The sequence below is a fragment of the Pontibacillus sp. HMF3514 genome, from assembly GCF_009858175.1.
Taxonomy (GTDB): Bacteria; Bacillota; Bacilli; order Bacillales; family BH030062; genus Pontibacillus.
On record NZ_CP047393.1, the window covers coordinates 1770901 to 1792676 of the forward strand.

The 21776-nt window shown below is 37.8% G+C and carries 24 protein-coding genes; all 24 read left to right on the forward strand.

Annotated features, from left to right (window positions below; translation table 11 throughout):
- Nucleotides 1-11 precede the first annotated feature (11 nt).
- The gene (gene fliG / locus GS400_RS09160; RefSeq protein WP_160101060.1) at nt 12-1025 is read left to right on the forward strand and encodes a flagellar motor switch protein FliG; all 1014 of its coding nucleotides are present in this window, start codon (nt 12-14) and stop codon (nt 1023-1025) included.
- On the forward strand, nt 1018-1794 hold the full coding sequence (gene fliH, locus GS400_RS09165; RefSeq protein ID WP_160101062.1) for a flagellar assembly protein FliH: 777 nt from the start codon (nt 1018-1020) through the stop codon (nt 1792-1794). The genes fliG and fliH overlap by 8 nt, the downstream gene beginning before the upstream one ends.
- Nucleotides 1795-1798: 4 nt before the next feature.
- Nucleotides 1799-3118, forward strand: coding sequence for a flagellar protein export ATPase FliI (fliI, locus tag GS400_RS09170; RefSeq protein WP_160101064.1), 1320 nt, complete (start codon nt 1799-1801; stop codon nt 3116-3118).
- Nucleotides 3118-3561 carry a flagellar export protein FliJ gene (gene fliJ / locus GS400_RS09175; protein WP_160101066.1) on the forward strand — a complete coding sequence of 148 codons (444 nt, stop codon included), beginning with the start codon at nt 3118-3120 and terminating at the stop codon, nt 3559-3561. Before fliI ends, fliJ begins: the two co-directional genes overlap by 1 nt.
- 10 nt (nt 3562-3571) lie before the next feature.
- Complete coding sequence (locus GS400_RS09180) at nt 3572-4189, forward strand: MotE family protein (RefSeq protein ID WP_160101068.1); 618 nt, start codon at nt 3572-3574, stop codon at nt 4187-4189.
- A 37-nt stretch (nt 4190-4226) separates the two neighbouring features.
- Nucleotides 4227-5765, forward strand: a complete 1539-nt coding sequence (locus tag GS400_RS09185) for a flagellar hook-length control protein FliK (protein WP_160101070.1) — start codon at nt 4227-4229, stop codon at nt 5763-5765.
- Between the two features lie 11 nt (nt 5766-5776).
- Nucleotides 5777-6247, forward strand: coding sequence for a flagellar hook assembly protein FlgD (gene flgD, locus GS400_RS09190; RefSeq protein WP_160101072.1), 471 nt, complete (start codon nt 5777-5779; stop codon nt 6245-6247).
- 26 nt (nt 6248-6273) lie between these two features.
- Nucleotides 6274-6648, forward strand: coding sequence for a TIGR02530 family flagellar biosynthesis protein (locus tag GS400_RS09195; RefSeq protein ID WP_160101074.1), 375 nt, complete (start codon nt 6274-6276; stop codon nt 6646-6648).
- Between the two features lie 106 nt (nt 6649-6754).
- Entirely contained in the window at nt 6755-7669 is a 915-nt protein-coding gene (gene flgG, locus GS400_RS09200) for a flagellar basal body rod protein FlgG (protein ID WP_160101076.1), read from the forward strand.
- Between the two features lie 65 nt (nt 7670-7734).
- Nucleotides 7735-7953 (forward strand): flagellar FlbD family protein, encoded by a 219-nt coding sequence (locus GS400_RS09205; RefSeq protein ID WP_160101078.1) that lies wholly within the window; start codon nt 7735-7737, stop codon nt 7951-7953.
- Nucleotides 7950-8372, forward strand: a complete 423-nt coding sequence (gene fliL / locus GS400_RS09210) for a flagellar basal body-associated protein FliL (RefSeq protein WP_160101079.1) — start codon at nt 7950-7952, stop codon at nt 8370-8372. The genes GS400_RS09205 and fliL overlap by 4 nt, the downstream gene beginning before the upstream one ends.
- Nucleotides 8373-8420: 48 nt before the next feature.
- Entirely contained in the window at nt 8421-9419 is a 999-nt protein-coding gene (gene fliM, locus GS400_RS09215) for a flagellar motor switch protein FliM (RefSeq protein WP_160101081.1), read from the forward strand.
- Nucleotides 9412-10638 carry a flagellar motor switch phosphatase FliY gene (gene fliY / locus GS400_RS09220; protein WP_201450149.1) on the forward strand — a complete coding sequence of 409 codons (1227 nt, stop codon included), beginning with the start codon at nt 9412-9414 and terminating at the stop codon, nt 10636-10638. Before fliM ends, fliY begins: the two co-directional genes overlap by 8 nt.
- A gap of 27 nt (nt 10639-10665) precedes the next feature.
- Complete coding sequence (locus tag GS400_RS09225) at nt 10666-11028, forward strand: response regulator (protein WP_160101083.1); 363 nt, start codon at nt 10666-10668, stop codon at nt 11026-11028.
- Nucleotides 11029-11042: 14 nt separating this feature from the next.
- Nucleotides 11043-11705, forward strand: a complete 663-nt coding sequence (gene fliO / locus GS400_RS09230; protein ID WP_160101085.1) for a flagellar biosynthetic protein FliO — start codon at nt 11043-11045, stop codon at nt 11703-11705.
- A complete protein-coding gene (fliP, locus tag GS400_RS09235; RefSeq protein ID WP_160101087.1) occupies nt 11698-12363 on the forward strand; it encodes a flagellar type III secretion system pore protein FliP in 666 nt (221 codons plus the stop codon). The genes fliO and fliP overlap by 8 nt, the downstream gene beginning before the upstream one ends.
- A gap of 13 nt (nt 12364-12376) precedes the next feature.
- Complete coding sequence (gene fliQ, locus GS400_RS09240) at nt 12377-12646, forward strand: flagellar biosynthesis protein FliQ (protein WP_027448300.1); 270 nt, start codon at nt 12377-12379, stop codon at nt 12644-12646.
- A gap of 3 nt (nt 12647-12649) precedes the next feature.
- Nucleotides 12650-13432: a flagellar biosynthetic protein FliR gene (gene fliR, locus GS400_RS09245; protein WP_160101089.1), complete on the forward strand. Its 783-nt coding sequence runs from the start codon at nt 12650-12652 to the stop codon at nt 13430-13432.
- Nucleotides 13433-14515, forward strand: coding sequence for a flagellar biosynthesis protein FlhB (flhB, locus tag GS400_RS09250; RefSeq protein ID WP_160101091.1), 1083 nt, complete (start codon nt 13433-13435; stop codon nt 14513-14515).
- A 20-nt stretch (nt 14516-14535) separates the two neighbouring features.
- Nucleotides 14536-16566 (forward strand): flagellar biosynthesis protein FlhA, encoded by a 2031-nt coding sequence (gene flhA / locus GS400_RS09255; protein ID WP_160101093.1) that lies wholly within the window; start codon nt 14536-14538, stop codon nt 16564-16566.
- Nucleotides 16566-17735 carry a flagellar biosynthesis GTPase FlhF gene (gene flhF / locus GS400_RS09260; RefSeq protein ID WP_160101095.1) on the forward strand — a complete coding sequence of 390 codons (1170 nt, stop codon included), beginning with the start codon at nt 16566-16568 and terminating at the stop codon, nt 17733-17735. The genes flhA and flhF overlap by 1 nt, the downstream gene beginning before the upstream one ends.
- Complete coding sequence (locus tag GS400_RS09265) at nt 17716-18591, forward strand: MinD/ParA family protein (protein WP_370519777.1); 876 nt, start codon at nt 17716-17718, stop codon at nt 18589-18591. The genes flhF and GS400_RS09265 overlap by 20 nt, the downstream gene beginning before the upstream one ends.
- Nucleotides 18592-18598: 7 nt before the next feature.
- Nucleotides 18599-19666, forward strand: a complete 1068-nt coding sequence (locus GS400_RS09270; protein WP_160101097.1) for a protein-glutamate methylesterase/protein-glutamine glutaminase — start codon at nt 18599-18601, stop codon at nt 19664-19666.
- 126 nt (nt 19667-19792) lie between these two features.
- Nucleotides 19793-21772, forward strand: a complete 1980-nt coding sequence (locus GS400_RS09275; RefSeq protein WP_370519778.1) for a chemotaxis protein CheW — start codon at nt 19793-19795, stop codon at nt 21770-21772.
- Nucleotides 21773-21776: the final 4 nt, after the last annotated feature.

Genomic DNA, 21776 nt, shown 5'->3' on the forward strand with positions numbered 1-21776 from the left:
GGAAGGCAAATATGGTGAAACAAAAAGGAGAACTGACAGGAAGACAGCGGGCAGCTGTACTCCTCATTTCTCTTGGGCCTGATGTATCTGCACAAGTATATAAGCATTTGACCGAAGAAGAAATTGAGAAACTAACATTAGAAATTTCATCTGTTAAAAAAGTAGAATCTCAACAAAAAGAAGAGATCATAGAGCAATTCCATCAGATTGCATTAGCGCAGGATTACATTTCTCAAGGTGGTATTGGCTATGCCAAAACCGTACTTGAGAAAGCTCTAGGTGAAAATGAAGCAAGCAATATTATCAACCGATTAACATCATCTTTACAGGTGCGCCCATTTGATTTTGCTCGAAAGGCTGACCCTTCCCAAATCTTGAATTTTATACAAAATGAGCATCCACAAACAATTGCACTTATTTTATCTTATTTAGATTCAGAACAATCAGCTCAAATCCTGTCTGAACTACCTCAAGATACACAGGCAGACATAGCAAGAAGAATAGCGATTATGGATTCCACTTCACCTGAGATTATTAGTGAAGTTGAACAAATATTAGAAAGAAAACTATCAACTACTGTCACTCAAGATTACACTCAAACGGGTGGTATTGAAGCTGTTGTTGAAGTTTTAAATGGTGTGGATCGAAGTACAGAAAGAACTATTTTAGATTCGCTTGAGATTCAAGATCCAGAGCTAGCTGAAGAAATTAAGAAGCGGATGTTTGTATTCGAAGATATCGTTACATTGGATAATCGTGCTATACAAAGAGTTATTCGTGAGGTTGAAAACGAGGATCTTATGTTGTCTCTTAAAGTGGCTAGTGAAGAAGTTAAAGAGGTTGTCTTTAAAAACATGTCTAATCGAATGTCTGAGACATTTAGAGAAGAGATGGAATTTATGGGGCCTGTTCGCTTAAGGGATGTTGAAGAATCTCAAACACGTATTGTTGCTGTTATTCGACGATTAGAAGATGTTGGGGAGATCGTGATAGCAAGAGGTGGAGGTGACGATATCATTGTCTAACCACCAAAGCCCATCTGGTAAGCGTGTTATTGGTATCAAGCCTTTTTTTCAACAACAAGCAGCGGAACCTGTAACGAACGAAGTTGAAGAAAAATCGGTTAACCAAGAACATAAAGCTCACCAAATGCAGCAGGAAGCTGATGAAAAATTAAAGCATGCTGAATCCAAGTTAGCAGAAGCAAATGAACAAGCGGACCAAGCTCTAAAACAAGCGCAAGAGAAAATTCAACTGGAAAAAGAACAATGGGAAAAAGAAAAACAGCAATTAGTCGAAGAAACGACAAAAACCGCTTACGATGAAGGACATGAACAAGGAAAAAACGACGCCTTTCGAGAATATGAACAATTAATAGAAGAAGCTAGGCGAATTGTAGAAACAGCACACGAGGATTATCACCATAAAGTTGAAAAAAGTGAAGAAACCATATTAAACCTTGGACTTAAAGTAGCTGAAAAAATACTGGGAAAAAAGCTAGAAGATGACCCATCATCGTTTTTATCTATTGTTCACTCTGTTATCCAGGAAGTTAAAGAGCTTGAACAGCTTGCTCTATACGTACATCCTGATCAATACTCAATCGTGATTAATCAAAAGAATGAACTAGAGCTCATTGTAGATCACCATGCAGATCTCTCTATTTATCCAAAGAATGGTTTACAACCTTACCAGTGTTACATTGAAACTTCGTTCGGGCGTGTTGATGCCAGCATTGATAGTCAATTAGAAGAAATAAGAACAAAATTGTTTAACTTGCTGAGGGAGGCATAGCGTTTTGAAAGTAGACGAACTTTTAGAGGATATCGAACAGCTAGATACCTTCAAACGCTACGGTAAAATCCACCGAGTTGTCGGGCTCATGATTGAGTCTAAAGGCCCTGAGGCAAGTGTTGGCGAAGTATGCGTCATTCATTCTAGCCCTAAAAAAGGCGAAAAGATTTTAGCTGAAGTCGTAGGGTTTCATAACGAAAATGTTTTACTGATGCCATATGCTGAAATTAACTATATTGCACCTGGTTGCTTAGTTGAGGCAACTGGAAACCCATTACAAGTAAAAGTGGGGCGTGGGTTGGTAGGACAAGTTATCGACTCATTGGGGAATTCACTTTTTGAAGATCCTCTTCCGAAAGGTCTAACACCATACCCTACTGAACAATCACCTCCAAATCCATTAGCTAGGCCAAGAATTCAAGAGCCTATTCAGGTCGGTGTTCGTTCCATTGATACGTTACTAACGACAGGAAAAGGTCAACGCGTTGGAATTTTTGCCGGTAGTGGTGTTGGGAAAAGTACGCTTATGGGAATGATTGCACGTAATAGTGGTGCAGATATTAATGTTATCGCACTTATTGGAGAGCGAGGACGAGAGGTTCGTGAGTTTATTGAAAAAGACTTAGGCGAAGAAGGTTTGAAAAAATCTATCGTTGTTGTGGCAACCTCTGATCAGCCCGCTCTAATGAGAATAAAAGGCGCATACACCGCAACTGCTATTAGTGAATATTTTCGTGATATCGGTTACGATGTAAATTTAATGATGGACTCTGTAACAAGGGTTGCCATGGCGCAACGTGAGGTTGGATTAGCAACAGGAGAACCTCCAACTACAAAAGGGTACACACCTTCTGTTTTTGCAATATTACCTAAACTACTAGAACGAACTGGCACGAATCAATCAGGAACCATAACAGCGTTTTACACTGTTTTAGTAGATGGGGACGACTTAAATGAACCTATCGCAGACACAGTACGTGGGATTCTGGATGGACACTTCGTATTAGAACGAAGACTTGCAGAGCAAGGACAATTCCCAGCCATCAATGTTTTAAAATCGATCAGCCGTGTGATGAATCAAATTACGACCGAGGCTCATCAAGAAGCGGCAGAACAATTTCGTTCTCTTTTAGCTACCTACGAAGAAAACCAGGAACTTATTCAAATTGGTGCTTATAAAAAGGGGGCTTCACGAGAAGTGGATGAGGCCATACAATACTATCCACATATCCTTTCTTTTCTGAAACAGGGCGTGCACGATGGAGTTGAACAAGAGGAAGCTATACAACAACTAGTGGAGTTATTAGGTAGGGGTGATACATAATGGCAGATGTTGCTACGTTTTATAAGTTGTTAGATTTAAAAGAGACAGAGAAGAATCTAGCTCAAAAAGACTATCAAGATTCTGTAGATCAATTTGAAGAGATTGCAACCAAACTCTATCACTTATTAAAGCAAAAAGAAGATGCAGAAGCTAAATATCTTCAAGCACTAAAGTCAACGACAAATGTCAGTACACTACACCTAAACCAACAATACATCGCTCGATTAGATCAACAAATTGGTCAGCTCCAACCATCGGTCCAACAAGCACGAGGGGATATGGAGCAAAAACAAGAGGTGCTTTCTTCAGCCCATGTAGAAATGAAAAAATACGAAAAAATTATAGAACGCAAAGAAGAGTATCATAGAGTATCTGAAATAGAACATGAAAAGAAAGAAATGGATGAGATCTCTATGCAACAATTTATTAGTCAAGGAAGTTAGGTGAACGTACATGGCCGTTAATGAGTACAAAAATGAGGAGGAAAAGACAGGGAGATTTCAATGGTTTGTGCTTGTTATCTTAATCCCATTAATCTTCGCTATTATGTTGAGCTTAATCGTAGCCACTATAGCTGGCGTGAATGTATTTGAAGCAGCTCAAAAGTATTCTAGTGAAATTCCTGTTATATCCTCTATCATTCCGGATCAAGATGAAAAGGAAAGCTCTGAGGCTGAATCACCTGAGCTAAAAGCAGAACTAGAAGATAAAAAAGCTCAAATTCAATCATTACAAAATGAACTAACATCTAAAGATAAGACAATTGAAGAATTAAATAAGGAAATTACAGACTTAACAAATCAATTAGCATCCAAAGACGAGTCGAAACAAGATCGTGACCAACTTTTGAAAAAAATCTCTACCTCATTTAAAGAAATGGATGCTGATAAAGCTGCACCAATCATTGCAAACTTAGACCAAAATGTTGCTATATCTCTGTTAGAAAGTTTACCGGATGAAGAGAGAGGCCTAATTTTTGCTGAGATGAATCCAGAGCAAGCTGCTAATTTAACAAGTGCTTTCGTCCAAAGTACAAATGCTCCAGAAGAGTCAGATTCATCAGAAGAATAGTGAAATATCAACTATTACTTGAAAGGGGGTGAAAAATATGAATCTAGGTGCGTTAATGAACTCAAATATGAGTGATTCCAAGAAAATCTTACAGACATTGAAATCAGCAGAAGGTGGTTCAAAGTTAGGAGCATTTGCTGAACAGTTACAAAGCCTTGTAAACCAGTCTAATCCTATTGAAAAGACACTCTCATCAAAAATGGGAGAAGGCGAGTTCTTAAGCAAATTAAAAGGCTTGTTTAGCTCATTAAAACAATTGCTTCAATCCCTACCAAAGGATGTATTAAAGCTTGAAGAATCAATGCTCACTTCCCTCAAGCAAAGCGGGCTATGGGAGAAGTTATCACAAGATTTAAAAGAATCAATGAAGCAATTGTTTAATGGAGAAACGAACATTAATGAGCTCATACAAAAAGAATCTGATCTAAAAGATTCACAAAACATGTTAGCCCTTTTTGCTTGGGTTCAAACGTCAAATTTACAAGAAACAAACAATTTACAAACTCAGCAACTATCATCACAAGTGAAAGAGCTCATTCAATCTATGGATCTATCAGCTAAAAAGGAAAATCAACCTGTTCATGGTTGGAAGCAAGCAATTATTTTCACACAAGAAACCAATTCATCAAGTACAACTGAAGGAGTCCAATTAACGGACCAACAAAAGAATCAGTTACGTGAAATGGCTATGAAGCTTCAAACAACATTTGAAAAGATGGCCCAACTAAGTAAGCAACAATCTTCAGAAATAACAAAGCTAGAAAAACAAATGTTTGAGCTTGCTAAACAATGGCTTCAGTTAGAAAAACAATCGAATGTGTCCGCTAAGGATCGGCCACAATTGCTTCAAGCTTTGAAAGAACAGGGCGTATCACAGAAAGGTAGTCATGTTTGGGATAAAGTGCTAACCAACTTACAGAAGCGTCAAACATTTTCGAGTATGAACCAATATGGTACAGATGCAAAGGTAACTTATAAAGAGTTTAGTAAGTGGATGCAAAATGCTTGGAAAAACATGAATGCGACATCTCAATCCAAACAAGATGTCTCCAGTCAACAATCTGTTACAGCTTCCTTAGACACAATGCCGATGTCTAAGCAAGAGCAATATGTGATTAAAATGAATACAAATCAGCAAGAAGCTAATACACATAAGCAATTAATTGATCAGTTTCAAAAAGTAATGAACAGAAGTCGTTTCTTATCGAATCAGAATGGTCAACAACTATCCATTAAGCTCAAGCCTGGTAACCTAGGAGAAATGATGGTGAGGATGACCCAGCAAAATGGAGAAATGATGGTAAAGATTATGGTTACATCTCAAACAACCAAGGAGATGCTTGAAGGGAACTTGCAACAATTGAGACATATGTTCTCTCCTAATCAGGTTGTGGTAGAAAAACAAGATCTCAATGTGAACTCTCAACAAAACATGCACTTTCAAAAAGAACAAGATGAATACTCTGAAGAGCAACACGATCCACAATCTACTAATGAGGAAAATGAACACGAACAACACGATGAAGAATCTGAGTCGCTAGATTTTCACGAGTTGTTAATGAATGAGAAAGTGTAGGTGGAAAAATTATGACAAGTATAGATCCTTCGCTTTATATAAAGTCACAGCAACAAACTCAAACTGTGTCAGGATCAAAAGGGCCTTCACTTGGCAAAGATGAATTTTTAAAAATTCTAATGACACAATTGAAAAACCAAGATCCAACCAATCCGATGAAGGATAAAGAGTTTGTATCACAGATGACAAACTTCTCAATGTTAGAGCAAATGACAAACATGTCTACAGCTATTGAGGATTTAACACAAGCTCAGTCTTTTGCACCGGTAGTAAAATACAGTTCTATGATTGGGAAAGACGTATCTTATGAAGTTTTAGATGAGAATGGGAATGTTACAGGTGTGGAAACGAGTCAAGTTGAAGCGGTATCGAAAAAGCAAAATTCTATTGTGTTAGAGCTTGCTAATGGAACAAGCATCTCAACGGATCAAATTCGACGCGTTAGTGAAGGAGCAGATTCTGAACAAAATATAGCTCAATAGATGAGAAATTAGAAAGTAGGGATGGTATGGATCCAAGAATCCATCAACTGCAACATCAACCCTTACAGTTGCCAAAAACGAAAAAATCACCTGCTACACAACCAAAACAGTCATTCCAACAAGTATTGAACCAGCAAGTTCAAGGCTTGAAACTTAGCAAACATGCTGAAACGAGATTACAAGAACGTAATATTCATATTCAAGACAAGCAGTGGCAAGATATTTCGTCAAAAGTATCAGAAGCCAAATCTAAAGGGGTTACAGATTCTCTTGTCATTACTAAAGATGCGGCATTAGTCGTTAGTACGAAAAATCAAACGGTTATTACAGCGATGGGAAGACAAGAAGCAACATCGCAAATTTTCACAAACATTAATGGCACGATTGTGATGGAAGATTAGGCTGGACCTAAGGGAAGCCTAAAAAGCTGTGGACCGATTGAAGCAGCTTTCAAACGTTTATCTCTTCATAGAGATAAAACTTATAATTCGAAAGGATGAAGCCTATATGCTACGTTCAATGTATTCAGGAATTTCAGGAATGAAAGGCTTTCAAACGAAGTTAGATGTTATCGGAAACAATATTTCTAACGTTAATACGTATGGTTACAAAAAAGGTCGCGTAACGTTCCAAGATATGATGAGTCAATCTTTATCCGTTGCGGAAGGTCCAGCACAAGACCAAGCTGGATTACCTCTACGAGGAGGTAAAAACCCTTCACAAGTTGGATTAGGTTCACAAGTAGGGTCTATTGATAACATTCATACACAAGGGAATCGTCAAACCACTAACCGCCCACTAGATTTAGCCCTAGAAGGCGATGGAATGTTTATGCTAGCTGAAGGAAACAACACCAATTCTCCAATCAGTGGAAGTGACATTTTTATTAATGATTCCAATAACACCTTCACACGTTCAGGTAATTTCTATTTGGATCAAGAAGGCTACATTGTAAATTCCAGCGGTAAGTATTTAGTTGGATCATCAGCGGAGGCTCCAGATGGATTTGCTCGTTTGCAAATTCCAGATAACGCTAAAAGCTTTAGTATTGCTAGTGACGGTTCTGTTAACTATATCGATAGCACAGGTTCCCAAGTTACAGCTGGTACAATTAAACTTGCTAAGTTCTCTAATCCATCGGGTTTAAACAAAGTTGGAGCTAACGAGTTTGAAATGACAGATAATGCTGGATTAACTGGTCCTGTTGAAGGTGATAACGTTGATGGAGTCATTAATGCGCTTTATACTCCAGGGCAAAACGGTGCAGCATCTGTTGTTTCAGGTGCACTAGAAATGTCGAATGTTGACCTTTCCGAAGAGTTCACAGAGATGATTACAGCACAGCGTGGTTTCCAGGCTAATACTCGAATCATTACAACATCTGATGAAATCCTTCAAGAGCTTGTTAACCTAAAACGTTAATGTAAAAAGGGGGGCTGGGAGGAGGGAGCTGACTTGAATCAGTTTCCTTCTCCACCATTTAAAATATGATAAATCTTACCCGTTTAAATGGTGATTCATTCACCTTAAATGCTATTTACATAGAACAGGTGCAGTCATTTCCAGATACGACTTTAACACTCCATAATGGAAAAAAACTTGTTGTCAAAGAGTCACATGAAAAAGTCATTTCTCTTACTAAACAATTCTATCGACAGGTTGGTCTTGTGGGGGTTCAAGTTGAAAAAGAGGGGGATTCCTCATGAATCAAAAAGTATTTAAAACGATGCTTGTTACATTAATCGTTATAACGGTGATTGGAGTTGTAGCTTTAGTAATGGTTATGACGATTTCTGGCAAGGAAAAAGAAGACGGAAAACCTTCTATTGATGAGATTATCGAGAACTCCTTTGAAACAGAAGAGTTAACCACCGATTTGAAAAATGATCGCTTTGTTCGAATTCAATTTCGAATTGTTACGAATAGTAAAGATGCTAAAGAAGAGTTGCAAAAACGCGACTTTCAGTTAAAAAATATTTTAATCAAAGAACTCTCGAAAATGAATCAAGATGAATTTAAAACAGGTGTCGACAATTTAGAAAACATGTTAAAAACGCGCTTAAATGAACTAATGGTAGAGGGCAAAGTTACAGATGTTTATACCATTAATAAGGTTTTACAATAAGAGATCGTAACCTTAAGTTCTTTTTGCACCTGAACGGAGGTGACGTTTGTGGCTGAAGAGGTTCTCTCACAGAATGAGATTGATGCCTTGCTATCGGCAATATCTACTGGAGAGATGGATGCCGATGATTTAAAAAAGGAAGAAAAACAAAAAAAGGTAAGAGTATATGATTTTAAACGTGCCCTTCGTTTTTCAAAAGACCAAATACGAAGCTTATCTCGTATTCACGAGAACTTTGCGCGTTTATTGACTACTTACTTTTCTGCTCAACTCCGGACTTATATTAATATTTCAGTAGCGTCTGTTGACCAGATACCTTATGAAGAATTTATTCGATCGATACCGAAGAAAACCATTTTGAATATTTATTCGGTAGAACCATTAGATGGTCGAGTTTTACTAGAGATTAACCCCAATATTGCGTATGCCATGATGGATCGTATGCTTGGTGGAAAAGGGGTTTCTGTTAATAAAGTTGAAAATCTTACAGAAATCGAGACGAAAATTATGTCTCAGCTGTTTGAAAAAGCTATAGATAATTTACAAGAAGCCTGGAGTTCTGTTGTTGATATTGAACCAGAGCTTGAAGAATTTGAGGTTAACCCACAGTTTTTGCAAATGGTGTCACCTAACGAGACCGTTGTGGTTATTTCATTAAACACAGAGATTGGTGAAGCTAGTGGCATGATCAATATCTGTATACCTCATGTTGTATTAGAACCGATTATTCCAAAGTTATCCGTCCATTATTGGATGCAGACACAAACGTCTGACCGAGAGCCTGAAGAATATGAAGCATTAGCCAAGAGTGTTCAAAAAGCAGAAGTAGATGTTAGTGCTATGCTGGGTGAATCTAGTATGACGATTGATCAATTCCTTCAATTAGGACAAGGTGATGTCATCCAACTAGATCAAAATATTCAAGATCCATTAAAGATGAAAGTAGATCAAGAGACAAAATTCTATGTACAGCCGGGTAAAGTGAAAAAGAAAGTGGCCGTGCAAGTTATGGAAGAATATCGAAGGGGGGACGCAGATTATGAGTGATGATATGCTTTCACAAGATGAAATCGACGCGCTATTACGAGGGACAGCTGATGAAGATGATGAGCAAGAAGGACAACAAGAGTCCCCAGAGGAAGGAAACCTTTCTACATTAGAACAAGACGCTTTAGGTGAGATTGGCAATATCTCTTTTGGTAGTTCCGCTACAGCTTTATCGAGTCTATTAAATCAAAAGGTGGATATTACAACACCTACGATTTCTGTAATTGAGCAGTCTCAATTACCAGATGAATTCCCACAACCAAATGTAGCCATTCAGGTAACGTACACAGAAGGTTTTTCTGGTATGAACCTATTAGTCATCCAGCAAAAGGATGCAGCGATAATTGCGGACCTTATGCTAGGCGGAGATGGTACGTCTCCAGATGAGGAATTAAATGATATTCACTTAAGTGCTGTGCAAGAAGCAATGAATCAGATGATGGGTTCTGCAGCAACTAGTATGTCTACTGTATTTAATAAACGAGTGGATATATCCCCGCCTTCTATTGATCTACTAAATGTAAAAGAAGGTGAAGGGACTGAAACGATTCCTGACAATCAAATATTAGTTAAGGTATCGTTCCAGCTAAGAATTGGAGACTTAATCGATTCAACGATTATGCAAGTGTTACCATTAAATTTCGCAAAAGATTTAGTGAACCAATTATTAAACCCTCCTGAACAGGAACCTGAGGAAGAAAGTGCACCACAAGCGGCACCACAACAGCAAGAACAGGTAGCTCAACAAAGTGCACCACCAAATCAAGCACCACAACAAAGTGCACAAGTGACACAGCAACAACCAGTACAGCAAGCACCACAACAGAGTGCTCAAACACAACAACCACAGCAACCGAAGCAGCCACAACATATTGGTGGTATGGGGGATGCTCAAAATGCAGACGTGCAAGCAGCTGAGTTCTCAAGCTTTAATCAAGTAGAGTTACCTAAAAATGAACAACGCAATTTGGATATGTTACTTGATATTCCATTACGTGTAACCGTTGAATTAGGGCGAACAAAACGAACGATTAAAGAGATTTTAGAACTATCTTCAGGGTCGATTGTGGAGCTAGATAAGTTAGCTGGTGAGCCTGTTGATATTCATGTCAATGAAAAGCTTATTGCTAAGGGGGAGGTTGTCGTCATCGATGAAAACTTCGGTGTACGAGTTACAGATATTTTAAGTCAGCAAGAGCGACTCAAAAAATTACAATAAACAAGAGAAGTTTCGAGGAGGATAATTATGGCTAGTAAAATATTAATTGTAGACGACGCTGCATTTATGCGTATGATGATCAAGGATATTTTAACGAAGAATGGTTTTGAAGTAGTAGGTGAAGCACAGGATGGTAACCAAGCTATTGAAAAGTATAAAGAGCTTGAGCCGGATCTAGTAACACTAGATATTACAATGCCTGAGATGGATGGAATCACAGCTTTAAAAGAGATTAAGAGCACATACCCTGAAGCAAAGGTCATTATGTGTTCAGCGATGGGACAACAAGCTATGGTCATTGATGCAATTCAAGCGGGGGCTAAAGACTTTATCGTAAAACCGTTCCAAGCTGATCGAGTACTTGAAGCCATCAATAAAGCTTTAGGATAAAGAGTACAAGGATTATGAAGAAACAGATTGTATTATGGATAACTGTACTACTTATGTTGTGCTTTCTTCCATTACATACATCCAACGCCTCGACTACAGACCCAAGTGCAAAAGAATGTATAGAGAATCCTGATAAGGCAGGGTGTAATGATGGAGAAGAGGACCAAGGATCTTCTTCTCCTTTAAACCAATCGGCTCAAGAAGAGTCACCATCATTAGCTTGGAACATCGTGAAGCTCGTTTTAGCTCTTGCTTTTATTATCGTCCTTATTTATGGACTTCTTAAATTTGTAAATAAGCGAAATCAAATGTTCAGTAATGTCCGCGCCATGCAAAACTTAGGAGGTATTTCCTTAGGACAACATAAATCTATGCAACTAGTAAGAATAGGTGACCGCTATTATGTAGTTGGTGTAGGTGACAATGTAGAACTGTTAACAGAAATAGAGGATGAGAAAACCATTCAAGAATTATCAAATTCTTCAGAAGGTGAAGCATATAACCCTGGTGCACGTTTAGCTTCACTCCTATCAAAAAACAAGAAACAAACATCTCAAGAATCTGACTCATCCATTCAGTTTCAGCAGTTGTTCCAGTCAGAGCTAAAGTCGTTAAAACAAAAACGAGAAAAATTCATAGAGAAGCAACAACAAAAGAAAGAGGATTCAGATGAATGAATTTATAGACATTTTTTCAAATTCAGATCCAACAAATATTTCGACATCTATCAAGCTTTTGTTGTTATTAACGATTCTTTCTCTAGCACCAAGTATATTAATCTTAATGACAAGCTTTACTCGAATTTTAATTGTACTATCGTTTGTACGTACTTCATTAGCAACACAAACGATGCCACCTAACCAAGTGCTAATTGGTCTAGCCTTGTTTATTACTTTTTTTGTGATGGCACCTACGTTACAAGAAGTTAATCAAGAAGCATTGACACCGCTTTTTAATGAAGAAATTACACTAGATGAAGCCTATGAACAAGCAAGTATACCCATGAAAGATTTCATGGCCAAGCATACAAGGGAAAAAGACTTAGCTTTATTTATGAATTATGCAGGAATGGAACGGCCAAGTACGATACAAGATGTTCCACTTACAACGCTCGTTCCAGCATTCGCAATAAGTGAGCTAAAAACGGCTTTCCAAATGGGTTTTATGATCTTTATCCCATTTCTCGTCATAGATATGGCTGTTGCCAGTGTTTTAATGTCGATGGGTATGATGATGCTTCCGCCAGTTATGATTTCATTACCATTTAAAATATTATTGTTTGTTCTTGTAGATGGATGGTATCTCATTACACAGTCATTACTCGAAGGGTTTTAGGGAGGTCTGAGTCATGAACAGTCAATTTGTTATCTCACTAGCTGAAAAAGGAATTTATACTGTCCTAACTGTAACAGGGCCTCTCCTTTTGCTGGCTTTATCGGTTGGTTTGCTCGTATCGATATTCCAGGCAACAACACAGATTCAAGAGCAAACACTAGCGTTTATACCTAAGATTGTTGCTGTATTAGCTGGCCTTGTGTTCTTCGGCCCTTGGATGTTGTCGATGATGGTTGAATTTGCTCGTGATATTTTTATGAATCTAAACCAATTTGTAGGGTAAATCATGCTAGATATTATTAACTTGAATTCCGTGCCAGCATTTTTATTAATCTTCATGAGAGTGACTGCATTTTTCGTAACATTACCAATCTTCTCTTATCGAAATGTGCCATCCCAGCACAAAGTTGGTTTTAGCTTTTTTTTAACATGGATTATGTATTTCACGATAGATGTACCTGTTGTGTTATTAAATGAAACGTTTTACTTATTAATTATTAAAGAAGCTTTAGTTGGTCTGATGGTAGGTTTTATAGCTTATTTGCTTATCTCGGCTATTCAAGTGGCAGGTGGCTTTATTGATTTTCAGATGGGTTTTGCGATTGCGAATGTCATTGACCCTCAAACTGGAGCTCAAAGTCCTTTAATCGGCCAATATCTATACACCTTTACTCTATTATTTTTATTAGCCGTTAATGGCCACCATTTACTTATAGATGGCGTTTTTTATAGTTATGAAGTCATACCAATGGAACAACTATATGTACCATTCTCTAACCCAGATATGATGGATTATGTGTTACAGACGTTTAATAAAATGTTCGTCATTGCATTTCAAATGGCCATTCCGATTGTAGGATGTTTGTTTTTAGTTGATGTTGCACTAGGGATTATTGCGCGAACTGTACCCCAGTTAAACGTATTTGTAGTAGGACTTCCTTTAAAGATCCTTGTAAGCTTTATTGTTATTTTTATTTCTTTTGGAATGTTTACGATGTTAGTTCATCAATTATTCGAACTTATGCTGGTGTCTATGAGAAGTCTTATGCAACTAATGGGAGGCGCTTAAATGGAATTATTACGTTTAGACCTACAGTTTTTCCAAGGTGAAAAAACTGAAGAAGCGACTCCGAAAAAGCGTGAAGACACACGAAAAAAAGGTCAGGTCCCAAAGAGTCAGGACGTTAATACAGCAATTCTATTATTTTCTGTCTTTTTGTTGCTTTTTGTTATTGGAGGTTTCCTGCGAGATCAGTTCACAGGCTTGTTTAAAAATACATTCCAAGAGTATTTAACTTGGGATTTGACACAACACAATGTACAACAAATCTTTGTAGAAGCTAGTTTTGAAATGACCAAAACATTAGCGCCTATCGCTGGTATGGCTGTAGTAGCAGGACTTGCTTCTAATCTATTACAGGTAGGGGTCATGTTTACAGGTGAACCTTTAAAGATGGATCTTAAAAAGCTTGATCCGATACAAGGAGCCAAAAAAGTGTTCTCAGCTCGAGCCCTTGTAGAACTATTTAAATCCTTATTGAAAATAGGATTTGTAGGAACCGTAACCTTTTCTATTCTTTGGTGGAGAAAAGGAGATATGCTGGAGATGTCTCAAAAAAGCTTGGAAAGTGCCATTGCTTTTTTTGGACAAACAACGATTATTATGGGTACCTCAGCTTCTTTGCTTTTATTGATATTATCTGTCATTGATTACACTTATCAAAAGTATGATCATGAGAAAAACATTCGAATGTCAAAACAGGATGTCAAAGATGAGCACAAAAACATGGAAGGGGACCCTCAAATTAAATCTAAGATTAAAGAAAGACAAAGACAAATGTCTCAACAACGTATGATGAGTGAAGTTCCAGAAGCAGACGTTGTAATCACTAACCCAACGCACTATGCCATTGCGATTAAGTACGATGAGGAAAAATCACAAGCGCCGTATGTTGTTGCAAAAGGTGTCGATTATGTTGCTCAAAAAATTAAAGAAATAGCCAAACAACATGATGTAGTCACCGTAGAAAATCGACCTTTAGCAAGAGCCTTATACGATGAGGTTGAAGTTGAAAATGCGATTGGGGAAGAATTTTATCAAGCGGTAGCTGAAATTTTAGCCTACGTTTACCGCATTCAGAAAAAAGCGTAGGAAAGTAGGGAGCGTATATCATGGCAGCTAGAGATCTATCGGTTTTGGTAGGCGTCATATTAATTATTGTGATGCTTGTTATACCAATGCCACCCGTCCTATTAAGTTTATTCATATTAGTTAACATATCATTGGCATTAATGGTCGCGTTAGTCGCCATGAATACAACGGAAGCTTTAGAGTTTTCCATATTCCCTTCACTCTTACTTTTGTTGACGCTGTTTCGTTTAGGGTTGAATGTTTCAACAACTCGTTCGATTTTGTCAGAAGCAGAAGCTGGTGGAGTAGTCTCGACTTTCGGAACGTTTGTAACAGGAAACAGCCCGCTTGTTGGTTTTGTTATTTTTGCTATTTTAGTTATCATTCAATTTTTAGTTATTACCAAAGGTGCAGAACGTGTTTCCGAAGTTGCGGCACGATTCACTTTAGATGCCATGCCTGGTAAGCAAATGAGTATTGATGCGGACTTAAACGCAGGACTAATTTCTGAAGTACAAGCGAAAGAACGCAGAGAAAAAATTGAAAATGAAGCGGATTTTCACGGTGCCATGGATGGTGCCAGTAAATTCGTTAAAGGTGATGCTATTGCCGGAATTATCATTGTGTTGATTAACATTATTTTTGGTTTAATTATTGGAATGACCCAAAAAGGTATGGGTTTCGGTGAAGCCATTGATACATATACCAAATTAACTGTAGGAGATGGCCTTACAAGTCAAATTCCCGCACTATTAATCTCGACGGCTACTGGTATTGTCGTAACGAGAGTAAATTCTGAAGGAAATCTAGGATCTGATGTTACGAAGCAATTATTCCGCTATCCTAAACTTTTATATATTGCGGGAGCTACTATGCTTCTTTTGGGATTAACTCCGATACCGATTTTCATAACCACCATTATTGGATTAGCGATGATTGGTGCAGGCTACGCAATGTCTCGTTCAGAAGAGACCATTGATGAAACGGTTGCAGATGAAGAGGAAGAAAAGGAAAGCTCAGATATGCAATCACCTGAAAATGTGGTGAATTTGATTAGTACAGATCCAATTGAATTTGAATTTGGATATGCGCTAATCCCACTAGCCGATGCTAATCAAGGTGGGGATTTGCTAGATCGAATTGTTATGATTCGTAGACAACTAGCCATTGAGCTTGGCCTTGTCATTCCAGTGGTACGCATTCGGGACAACATTCAATTAAATCCTAATGAATACCGTTTAAAAGTAAAAGGGAATCAAGTTGCTGCTGGTGAATTACTCCTTGACCATTACCTAGCGATGAGTCCGGGTGGGGAAGATGATGCTATAGAAGGTATTGATACTCAAGAGCCAGCCTTTGGATTACCTGCTAAATGGATTACAGAGGAAACAAAGGAAGACGCTGAGATGTTTGGCTATACAGTGGTCGATCCTCCATCTGTTGTTTCCACTCATATCACAGAAATTATTAAGCAACACGCACACATGTTATTAGGGCGTCAGGAAACGAAACAGTTAATCGATCATTTGCAGGAATCCTATCCGATATTAGTAGAAGAAGTTACACCTGACCCATTAAATACGGGAGAGATTCAGAAGGTCTTAGCCAAGCTTTTACGTGAGAATGTTTCCATTAAAAATCTACCTGTAATTTTTGAAACATTAGCAGACTTTGGCAAAATGACAAACGATACAGAATTATTAGCGGAATATGTAAGACAATCCTTATCAACTCAAATTACAAACCAGTTTGTTCAAGATCGTGACTCGCTTAAGGTATTAACGGTATCAGGTAAAGTTGAAAAAACAGTAGCTGAACATATTCAACAAACGGAACACGGTAGCTATTTAGCACTCGATCCAGACTCACAGCAAGCTATCGTTCAATCCGTAGCCCAACAAGTAGAGCAATTGTCTCTTCAAGAGGACACGCCAATTGTATTATGTTCACCAGCTGTTCGAATGTATATCAAACAATTATTAGAACGATTCCTTCCACAAGTGGCCGTACTTTCTTATAACGAGTTAGAGCCAAGTGTCGAAGTACAAAGTGTTGGGGTGGTGAATATCTAATGAAAGTAAAAAAATACGTAGCACCAACCATGCCAGAGGCAATGAATAAAATACGTAAAGAACTTGGTCATGATGCTGTGATTCTAAATTCAAAAGAAATTAACCAGGGCGGATTCTTGGGATTGTTCCGTAAAAAAAATATTGAAGTAATTGCTGCGATCGATCCCCAACCAAAAGTCGAACAAAAAGAATCGCATAAAAAACCAGACAGACAGGAAAAACCGTTTCAACCAAGTGTAGTACCTAAAGCAACGCCAATCTCTTATACTCAACAAGATGAACCTAAGCCAAAACAAGATGAGAATGTTTTAAAAGAGATAAGAGAATTAAAAGAGCTTATGCAGCACCAGCCAATGTCCTCAACAGTGGCATATCCTGATGTTTTACAAGTAGTCTATCAAAACCTGATCAAACAAGAAGTTTCAGAAGAGATTAGTAATCAGTTGATGCAACCTCTTATTGAAAAGTTTTATACAACAAAAAGTAATGTGAATGAAGAGATGGTTAAGGGATGGCTTAAGGATGAAATTCGACATCAGGTCCAAAACATCCCATTCGGAGGCTTATCGTTTGAGAAACAATTCATTCATCTTGTTGGTCCTACAGGTGTTGGAAAGACAACCACGATTGCAAAATTAGCTGCCGAGAGTGTGATTAAACATAAAAAGAAAGTTGCTTTTATTACAACAGATACGTTCAGGATTGCGGCCATCGATCAATTAAAAACGTATGCTAAAATCTTAGATATACCTATTGAAATAGCATACAACTTAGAGGATTATAAACAAGCTAAAGAAAAGTTCAGTGATTATGATCATGTTTTAGTGGATACCGCAGGGCGAAACTTCAGGGATCAACAGTATGTTGAAGAGCTAAAAAAGATTATTGATTTTGAAGCTGAACTAGAGACGTACCTAGCTTTATCTTTAACGAGTAAATACTCCGATATGGATGCCATTTACCAACAGTTTTCAAACGTACCTATTCAAAAACTTATTTTCACTAAGGTTGATGAAACATCGCACAGTGGTGCAATGCTTAACATGGTGTTACAACATAAAATAGGTGTTGCTTACTTGACGGATGGTCAAAATGTACCAGATGATATAAGTGAAGCTTCGGTTGAGAAAATGATCAGAAGGATAGTTGGTGAAACAGGTGAAACATGATCAGGCACAAAAGCTCCGTGAAAAATTAGATCAGCTACGAAATACATCTGAAGCGAGAACGATTGCGGTGATTAGTGGGAAAGGCGGAGTGGGAAAATCGAATTTCGCCTTGAATTTTGCCCTGTCTTTAGCAAAAAACAATAAGAAAGTCCTGTTATTTGATCTGGATATTGGCATGGGTAATATTGATATTTTACTAGGCCTTACTCCTGAACGATCTATAGTAGATATGTTCGAACAAGATATACCGATTGATGATATTATTGAACAAGGACCACAATCATTATCGTATATAGCAGCAGGATCTGGATTATCAGATATATTTCATTTTAGTGAAGAGAAGCTAGATTATTTTTATCAACAGTTGCAAAATCTAGTTCAATCCTATGACTATATATTATTTGATATGGGTGCTGGAGTAACAAATGACAGTTTGAATTTCATCTTAGCAGCAAATGAATGTTTTGTTGTTACAACGCCAGAACCGACTGCTTTAACAGATGGCTATGCCATGATTAAGCATATTACTCAAAAGCAATTTGATTTACCGCTATATCTTGTCGTAAATAAGGCCTTTTCCCAGAAAGCTGGCGAGAAAACGATGAAACGAATGCAAGATGTGGTGTCGCAATTTTTAAATAAATCCATAGAACCTCTCGGAATTTTGCCTGATGATCGAGTGGTTACGAAAGCTGTGACAAGTCAAGTGCCTTTTTTATCATATGACGAAAAAGCTAAGATAAGTCAAGCCCTTACTCATATGACAAACCAGTATTTAGAACAAAACATTGATATTCACAAAAAGGTGCCATTCAGGTTTGTGTCTAAGCTTAAACAATTCATGCTAGAAAGGTAGGTCGATTATGAAAGGAATACGCGTGTTAGTGATCGACGACTCTGCCTTTATGAGAAAGATGATTACAGACATCTTAGAACAAGATTCCAGGTTAACTGTTATTGGAACAGCCCGAAATGGTGAAGATGGTTTACGCAAAATTCGTGAACTTTCCCCAGATGTCGTGACACTTGATATTGAAATGCCTATTATGGATGGTCTCGATTGTTTACAACAAATAATGAAGGACTCTCCACTACCAGTAGTCATGTTATCAAGTTTAACCGCTCAGGGTGCTGAGAGCACAATGAAAGCAATGGAGTATGGAGCCATTGATTTTATCCAGAAACCTTCTGGTGCCATTTCTTTAGATATTGAAACGATCCAAGAAGAGATTACCAAGAAAGTATTTGAAGCAGCAAATGTAAATGTTAAACGGTTAATAACCGTGGATAAGGAAAAGACATCAACGATTCCTATTACACCCAAGAAGACTAAACTTTTACAACAATCTTCATTGAAGAAACTTATTGCGATTGGAGCATCGACAGGAGGACCTAGAGCATTACAAAAAGTTTTAATGCAGCTACCTGAAGACCTCCCAGCTCCAGTTTTAATTGTGCAACATATGCCTCAAGGTTTCACGAAATCACTGGCAAACCGTTTAAATACACTGTGTCAAGTACACGTGAAAGAAGCGGAAAATGGTGAAGTTCTTCAAAAAGGTACAGTTTATATTGCGCCAGGTGATTTTCACATGACTGTTAGAAAAGTGGGGATGTCACTTGCGATTCAGTTATCTCAAACTGCTCAGAGATTGGGGCACCGTCCTTCAGTAGATGTCATGTTTGAGTCGTTATTAGGCTTAGACAACTATGAAACCTATGCCATTGTGTTAACCGGAATGGGGTCTGATGGAGCGAGAGGTTTAGAGATGCTAAAGAAGGACTCTAATCAAGTTGTAGCTCTAGCAGAGTCTAGTGCGTCATCGGTTGTTTATGGAATGCCTAAAGCAGCTTTTCAAACGAATCAGGTGGATCATGTGGTCCATTTAAATGATGTAACAAACACCGTAATGAAATTAATAGGGGAATAAGAGGGGTGAAGGGAAATGGAAGTTAATCAGTATTTAGAAGTGTTTATTGAAGAAAGTAAAGAGAATTTATAGACTGTAAATGATTCCTTATTACAACTAGAGAAAGATCCCTCAAACTTGGATCTAGTGAGTGAGATCTTTCGTGCTGCCCACACATTAAAAGGAATGTCAGCAACAATGGGCTATCAGGATTTGGCGAATTTAACACACAAAATTGAAAACGTGTTAGACGCTGTTCGTAATCACCAAGTTGATGTTGATACAGATCTATTAGATATTGTTTTTGATTCATTAGAAGATTTAGAAGCAATGGTTACAGATATTGCTTCAGGTGGAGATGGTCAGCGTGACGTAGAAGTAGTTGTTGAGAAGTTAAACCGTATTGCGCAAGGAGAAAAGCCTGCAGATGTTCAGCAGAGTAACGATACGGTACAAGAAACGGCAGCTACAATAGCACCTGCAGAAACAGAAGTAAAAGGGATTCAAGGATTAGATGAATTTGAGTTAACAGTTCTACAAGAGTCCAATGAAAGAGGCTTCCAAAATGTACAGCTTTCTGTCTATCTACGTGAGGATTGCTTACTTAAAGCTGCAAGAGTTTATATGGTGTTTGAAGTGCTTGAACAAATTGGTGAAGTAATCAAATCTAATCCTTCTGTTGATCAATTAGAAGAAGAAGATTTTGATAATCAATTCCATGTACTCCTTGTCACTCAAGAAGAACTCTCTGAGATTGAAAGTCGCGTTATGAAGGTTTCTGAATTAGATAAAGTTGTTGTAGAAACATTTTCTATCGATGAATATAAAACAAACCAACAAGAGAAGTTGCAAGAGCAACAGCAAGAACAACAAAAACAAGAAGAGCAAGCTCAGACAGAAAATGATCAAACAAAAAAGAAAGAAGTAAATACTTCTACACAACAGAATGAAAGTTCTCAAGAGCCTAAACAGCAACCTCAAAACAAGACCATTCGGGTTAACATTGAACGCCTAGATGTCCTAATGAATTTGTTCGAAGAGCTTGTCATTGACCGTGGACGTTTAGAACAGATCTCAAGTGATTTAAATCATAATGAATTGAATGAAACTGTAGAACGAATGTCAAGAATTTCAGGTGATTTACAAAACATCATTTTAAACATGAGAATGGTTCAAGTAGAACAGGTTTTCAATCGATTCCCGCGTATGGTACGTCAGCTTGCGAGAGACTTACATAAGAAGATCAACCTAAAAATCTCTGGTGCGGATACAGAACTTGATCGAACAGTCATTGATGAAATCGGGGATCCTCTGGTTCACTTGATTCGAAACGCTTTAGACCATGGTATCGAAACCCCTGAAGAACGTATAGCACAAGGGAAACCAGAAGAAGGTACATTACATCTTAAAGCCTATCAATCTGGTAATCATGTCTTTATTGAAATCTCTGATGATGGCGGTGGAATCAATAGGGATAAGGTATTACAAAAAGCCATTGATAATAGTGTTATTACACCTGAACAAGGAGCTTCTCTTGATGATCAACAAATCTATGAATTAATCATGGAAAGCGGTTTCTCTACAGCCGATAAAATATCAGATGTTTCTGGCCGTGGTGTTGGGCTTGATGTAGTGAAAAACACGATTGAGTCATTAGGTGGATCCATCTCAATTGATTCGAAACTATATGAAGGATCAATCTTTTCAATTCAACTCCCATTAACTTTATCCATTATTTCGGTTATGTTAGTGGAAGTAGAAGATGAAAAATATGCAATCCCACTTTCATCTATCATTGAAACAGCAATCATTAAGAAAGAAGATATTATGAAAGCACACAACAAAAAAGTCATTGATTTTAGAGGGAAAATCGTTCCTTTAGTCTCCTTAAAGGATGTATTTGAAGTTCCAGGCGAACAAGAAGAAGAAACTCATTATTCTGTAGTTATTGTTCGTAAAGGAGATAAAATGGCAGGTTTAATTGTTGATTCGTTTATTGGACAACAAGAAGTAGTGCTTAAGGCGCTTGGAAACTATTTATCTAATGTATTCGCTGTTTCCGGTGCAACCATCTTAGGAGATGGCCAAGTTGCTCTTATTGTAGATAGTAATGCATTAATTAAATAAGTGG

What these genes read in the sequence shown, in the direction of transcription:
- flhA (WP_160101093.1), top strand. Translation starts at nt 14,536, where the DNA reads ATGGCAGCTAGAGATCTATCGGTTTTGGTAGGCGTCATATTAATTATT.
- GS400_RS09185 (WP_160101070.1), top strand. Translation starts at nt 4,227, where the DNA reads ATGAATCTAGGTGCGTTAATGAACTCAAATATGAGTGATTCCAAGAAA.
- GS400_RS09270 (WP_160101097.1), top strand. Translation starts at nt 18,599, where the DNA reads ATGAAAGGAATACGCGTGTTAGTGATCGACGACTCTGCCTTTATGAGA.
- fliQ (WP_027448300.1), top strand. Translation starts at nt 12,377, where the DNA reads ATGAACAGTCAATTTGTTATCTCACTAGCTGAAAAAGGAATTTATACT.
- flhB (WP_160101091.1), top strand. Translation starts at nt 13,433, where the DNA reads ATGGAATTATTACGTTTAGACCTACAGTTTTTCCAAGGTGAAAAAACT.
- GS400_RS09180 (WP_160101068.1), top strand. Translation starts at nt 3,572, where the DNA reads ATGGCCGTTAATGAGTACAAAAATGAGGAGGAAAAGACAGGGAGATTT.
- GS400_RS09205 (WP_160101078.1), top strand. Translation starts at nt 7,735, where the DNA reads ATGATAAATCTTACCCGTTTAAATGGTGATTCATTCACCTTAAATGCT.
- fliP (WP_160101087.1), top strand. Translation starts at nt 11,698, where the DNA reads ATGAATGAATTTATAGACATTTTTTCAAATTCAGATCCAACAAATATT.
- flgD (WP_160101072.1), top strand. Translation starts at nt 5,777, where the DNA reads ATGACAAGTATAGATCCTTCGCTTTATATAAAGTCACAGCAACAAACT.
- GS400_RS09225 (WP_160101083.1), top strand. Translation starts at nt 10,666, where the DNA reads ATGGCTAGTAAAATATTAATTGTAGACGACGCTGCATTTATGCGTATG.
- fliO (WP_160101085.1), top strand. Translation starts at nt 11,043, where the DNA reads ATGAAGAAACAGATTGTATTATGGATAACTGTACTACTTATGTTGTGC.
- fliG (WP_160101060.1), top strand. Translation starts at nt 12, where the DNA reads ATGGTGAAACAAAAAGGAGAACTGACAGGAAGACAGCGGGCAGCTGTA.
- fliL (WP_160101079.1), top strand. Translation starts at nt 7,950, where the DNA reads ATGAATCAAAAAGTATTTAAAACGATGCTTGTTACATTAATCGTTATA.
- fliY (WP_201450149.1), top strand. Translation starts at nt 9,412, where the DNA reads ATGAGTGATGATATGCTTTCACAAGATGAAATCGACGCGCTATTACGA.
- fliJ (WP_160101066.1), top strand. Translation starts at nt 3,118, where the DNA reads ATGGCAGATGTTGCTACGTTTTATAAGTTGTTAGATTTAAAAGAGACA.
- flgG (WP_160101076.1), top strand. Translation starts at nt 6,755, where the DNA reads ATGCTACGTTCAATGTATTCAGGAATTTCAGGAATGAAAGGCTTTCAA.
- fliR (WP_160101089.1), top strand. Translation starts at nt 12,650, where the DNA reads ATGCTAGATATTATTAACTTGAATTCCGTGCCAGCATTTTTATTAATC.
- GS400_RS09195 (WP_160101074.1), top strand. Translation starts at nt 6,274, where the DNA reads ATGGATCCAAGAATCCATCAACTGCAACATCAACCCTTACAGTTGCCA.
- flhF (WP_160101095.1), top strand. Translation starts at nt 16,566, where the DNA reads ATGAAAGTAAAAAAATACGTAGCACCAACCATGCCAGAGGCAATGAAT.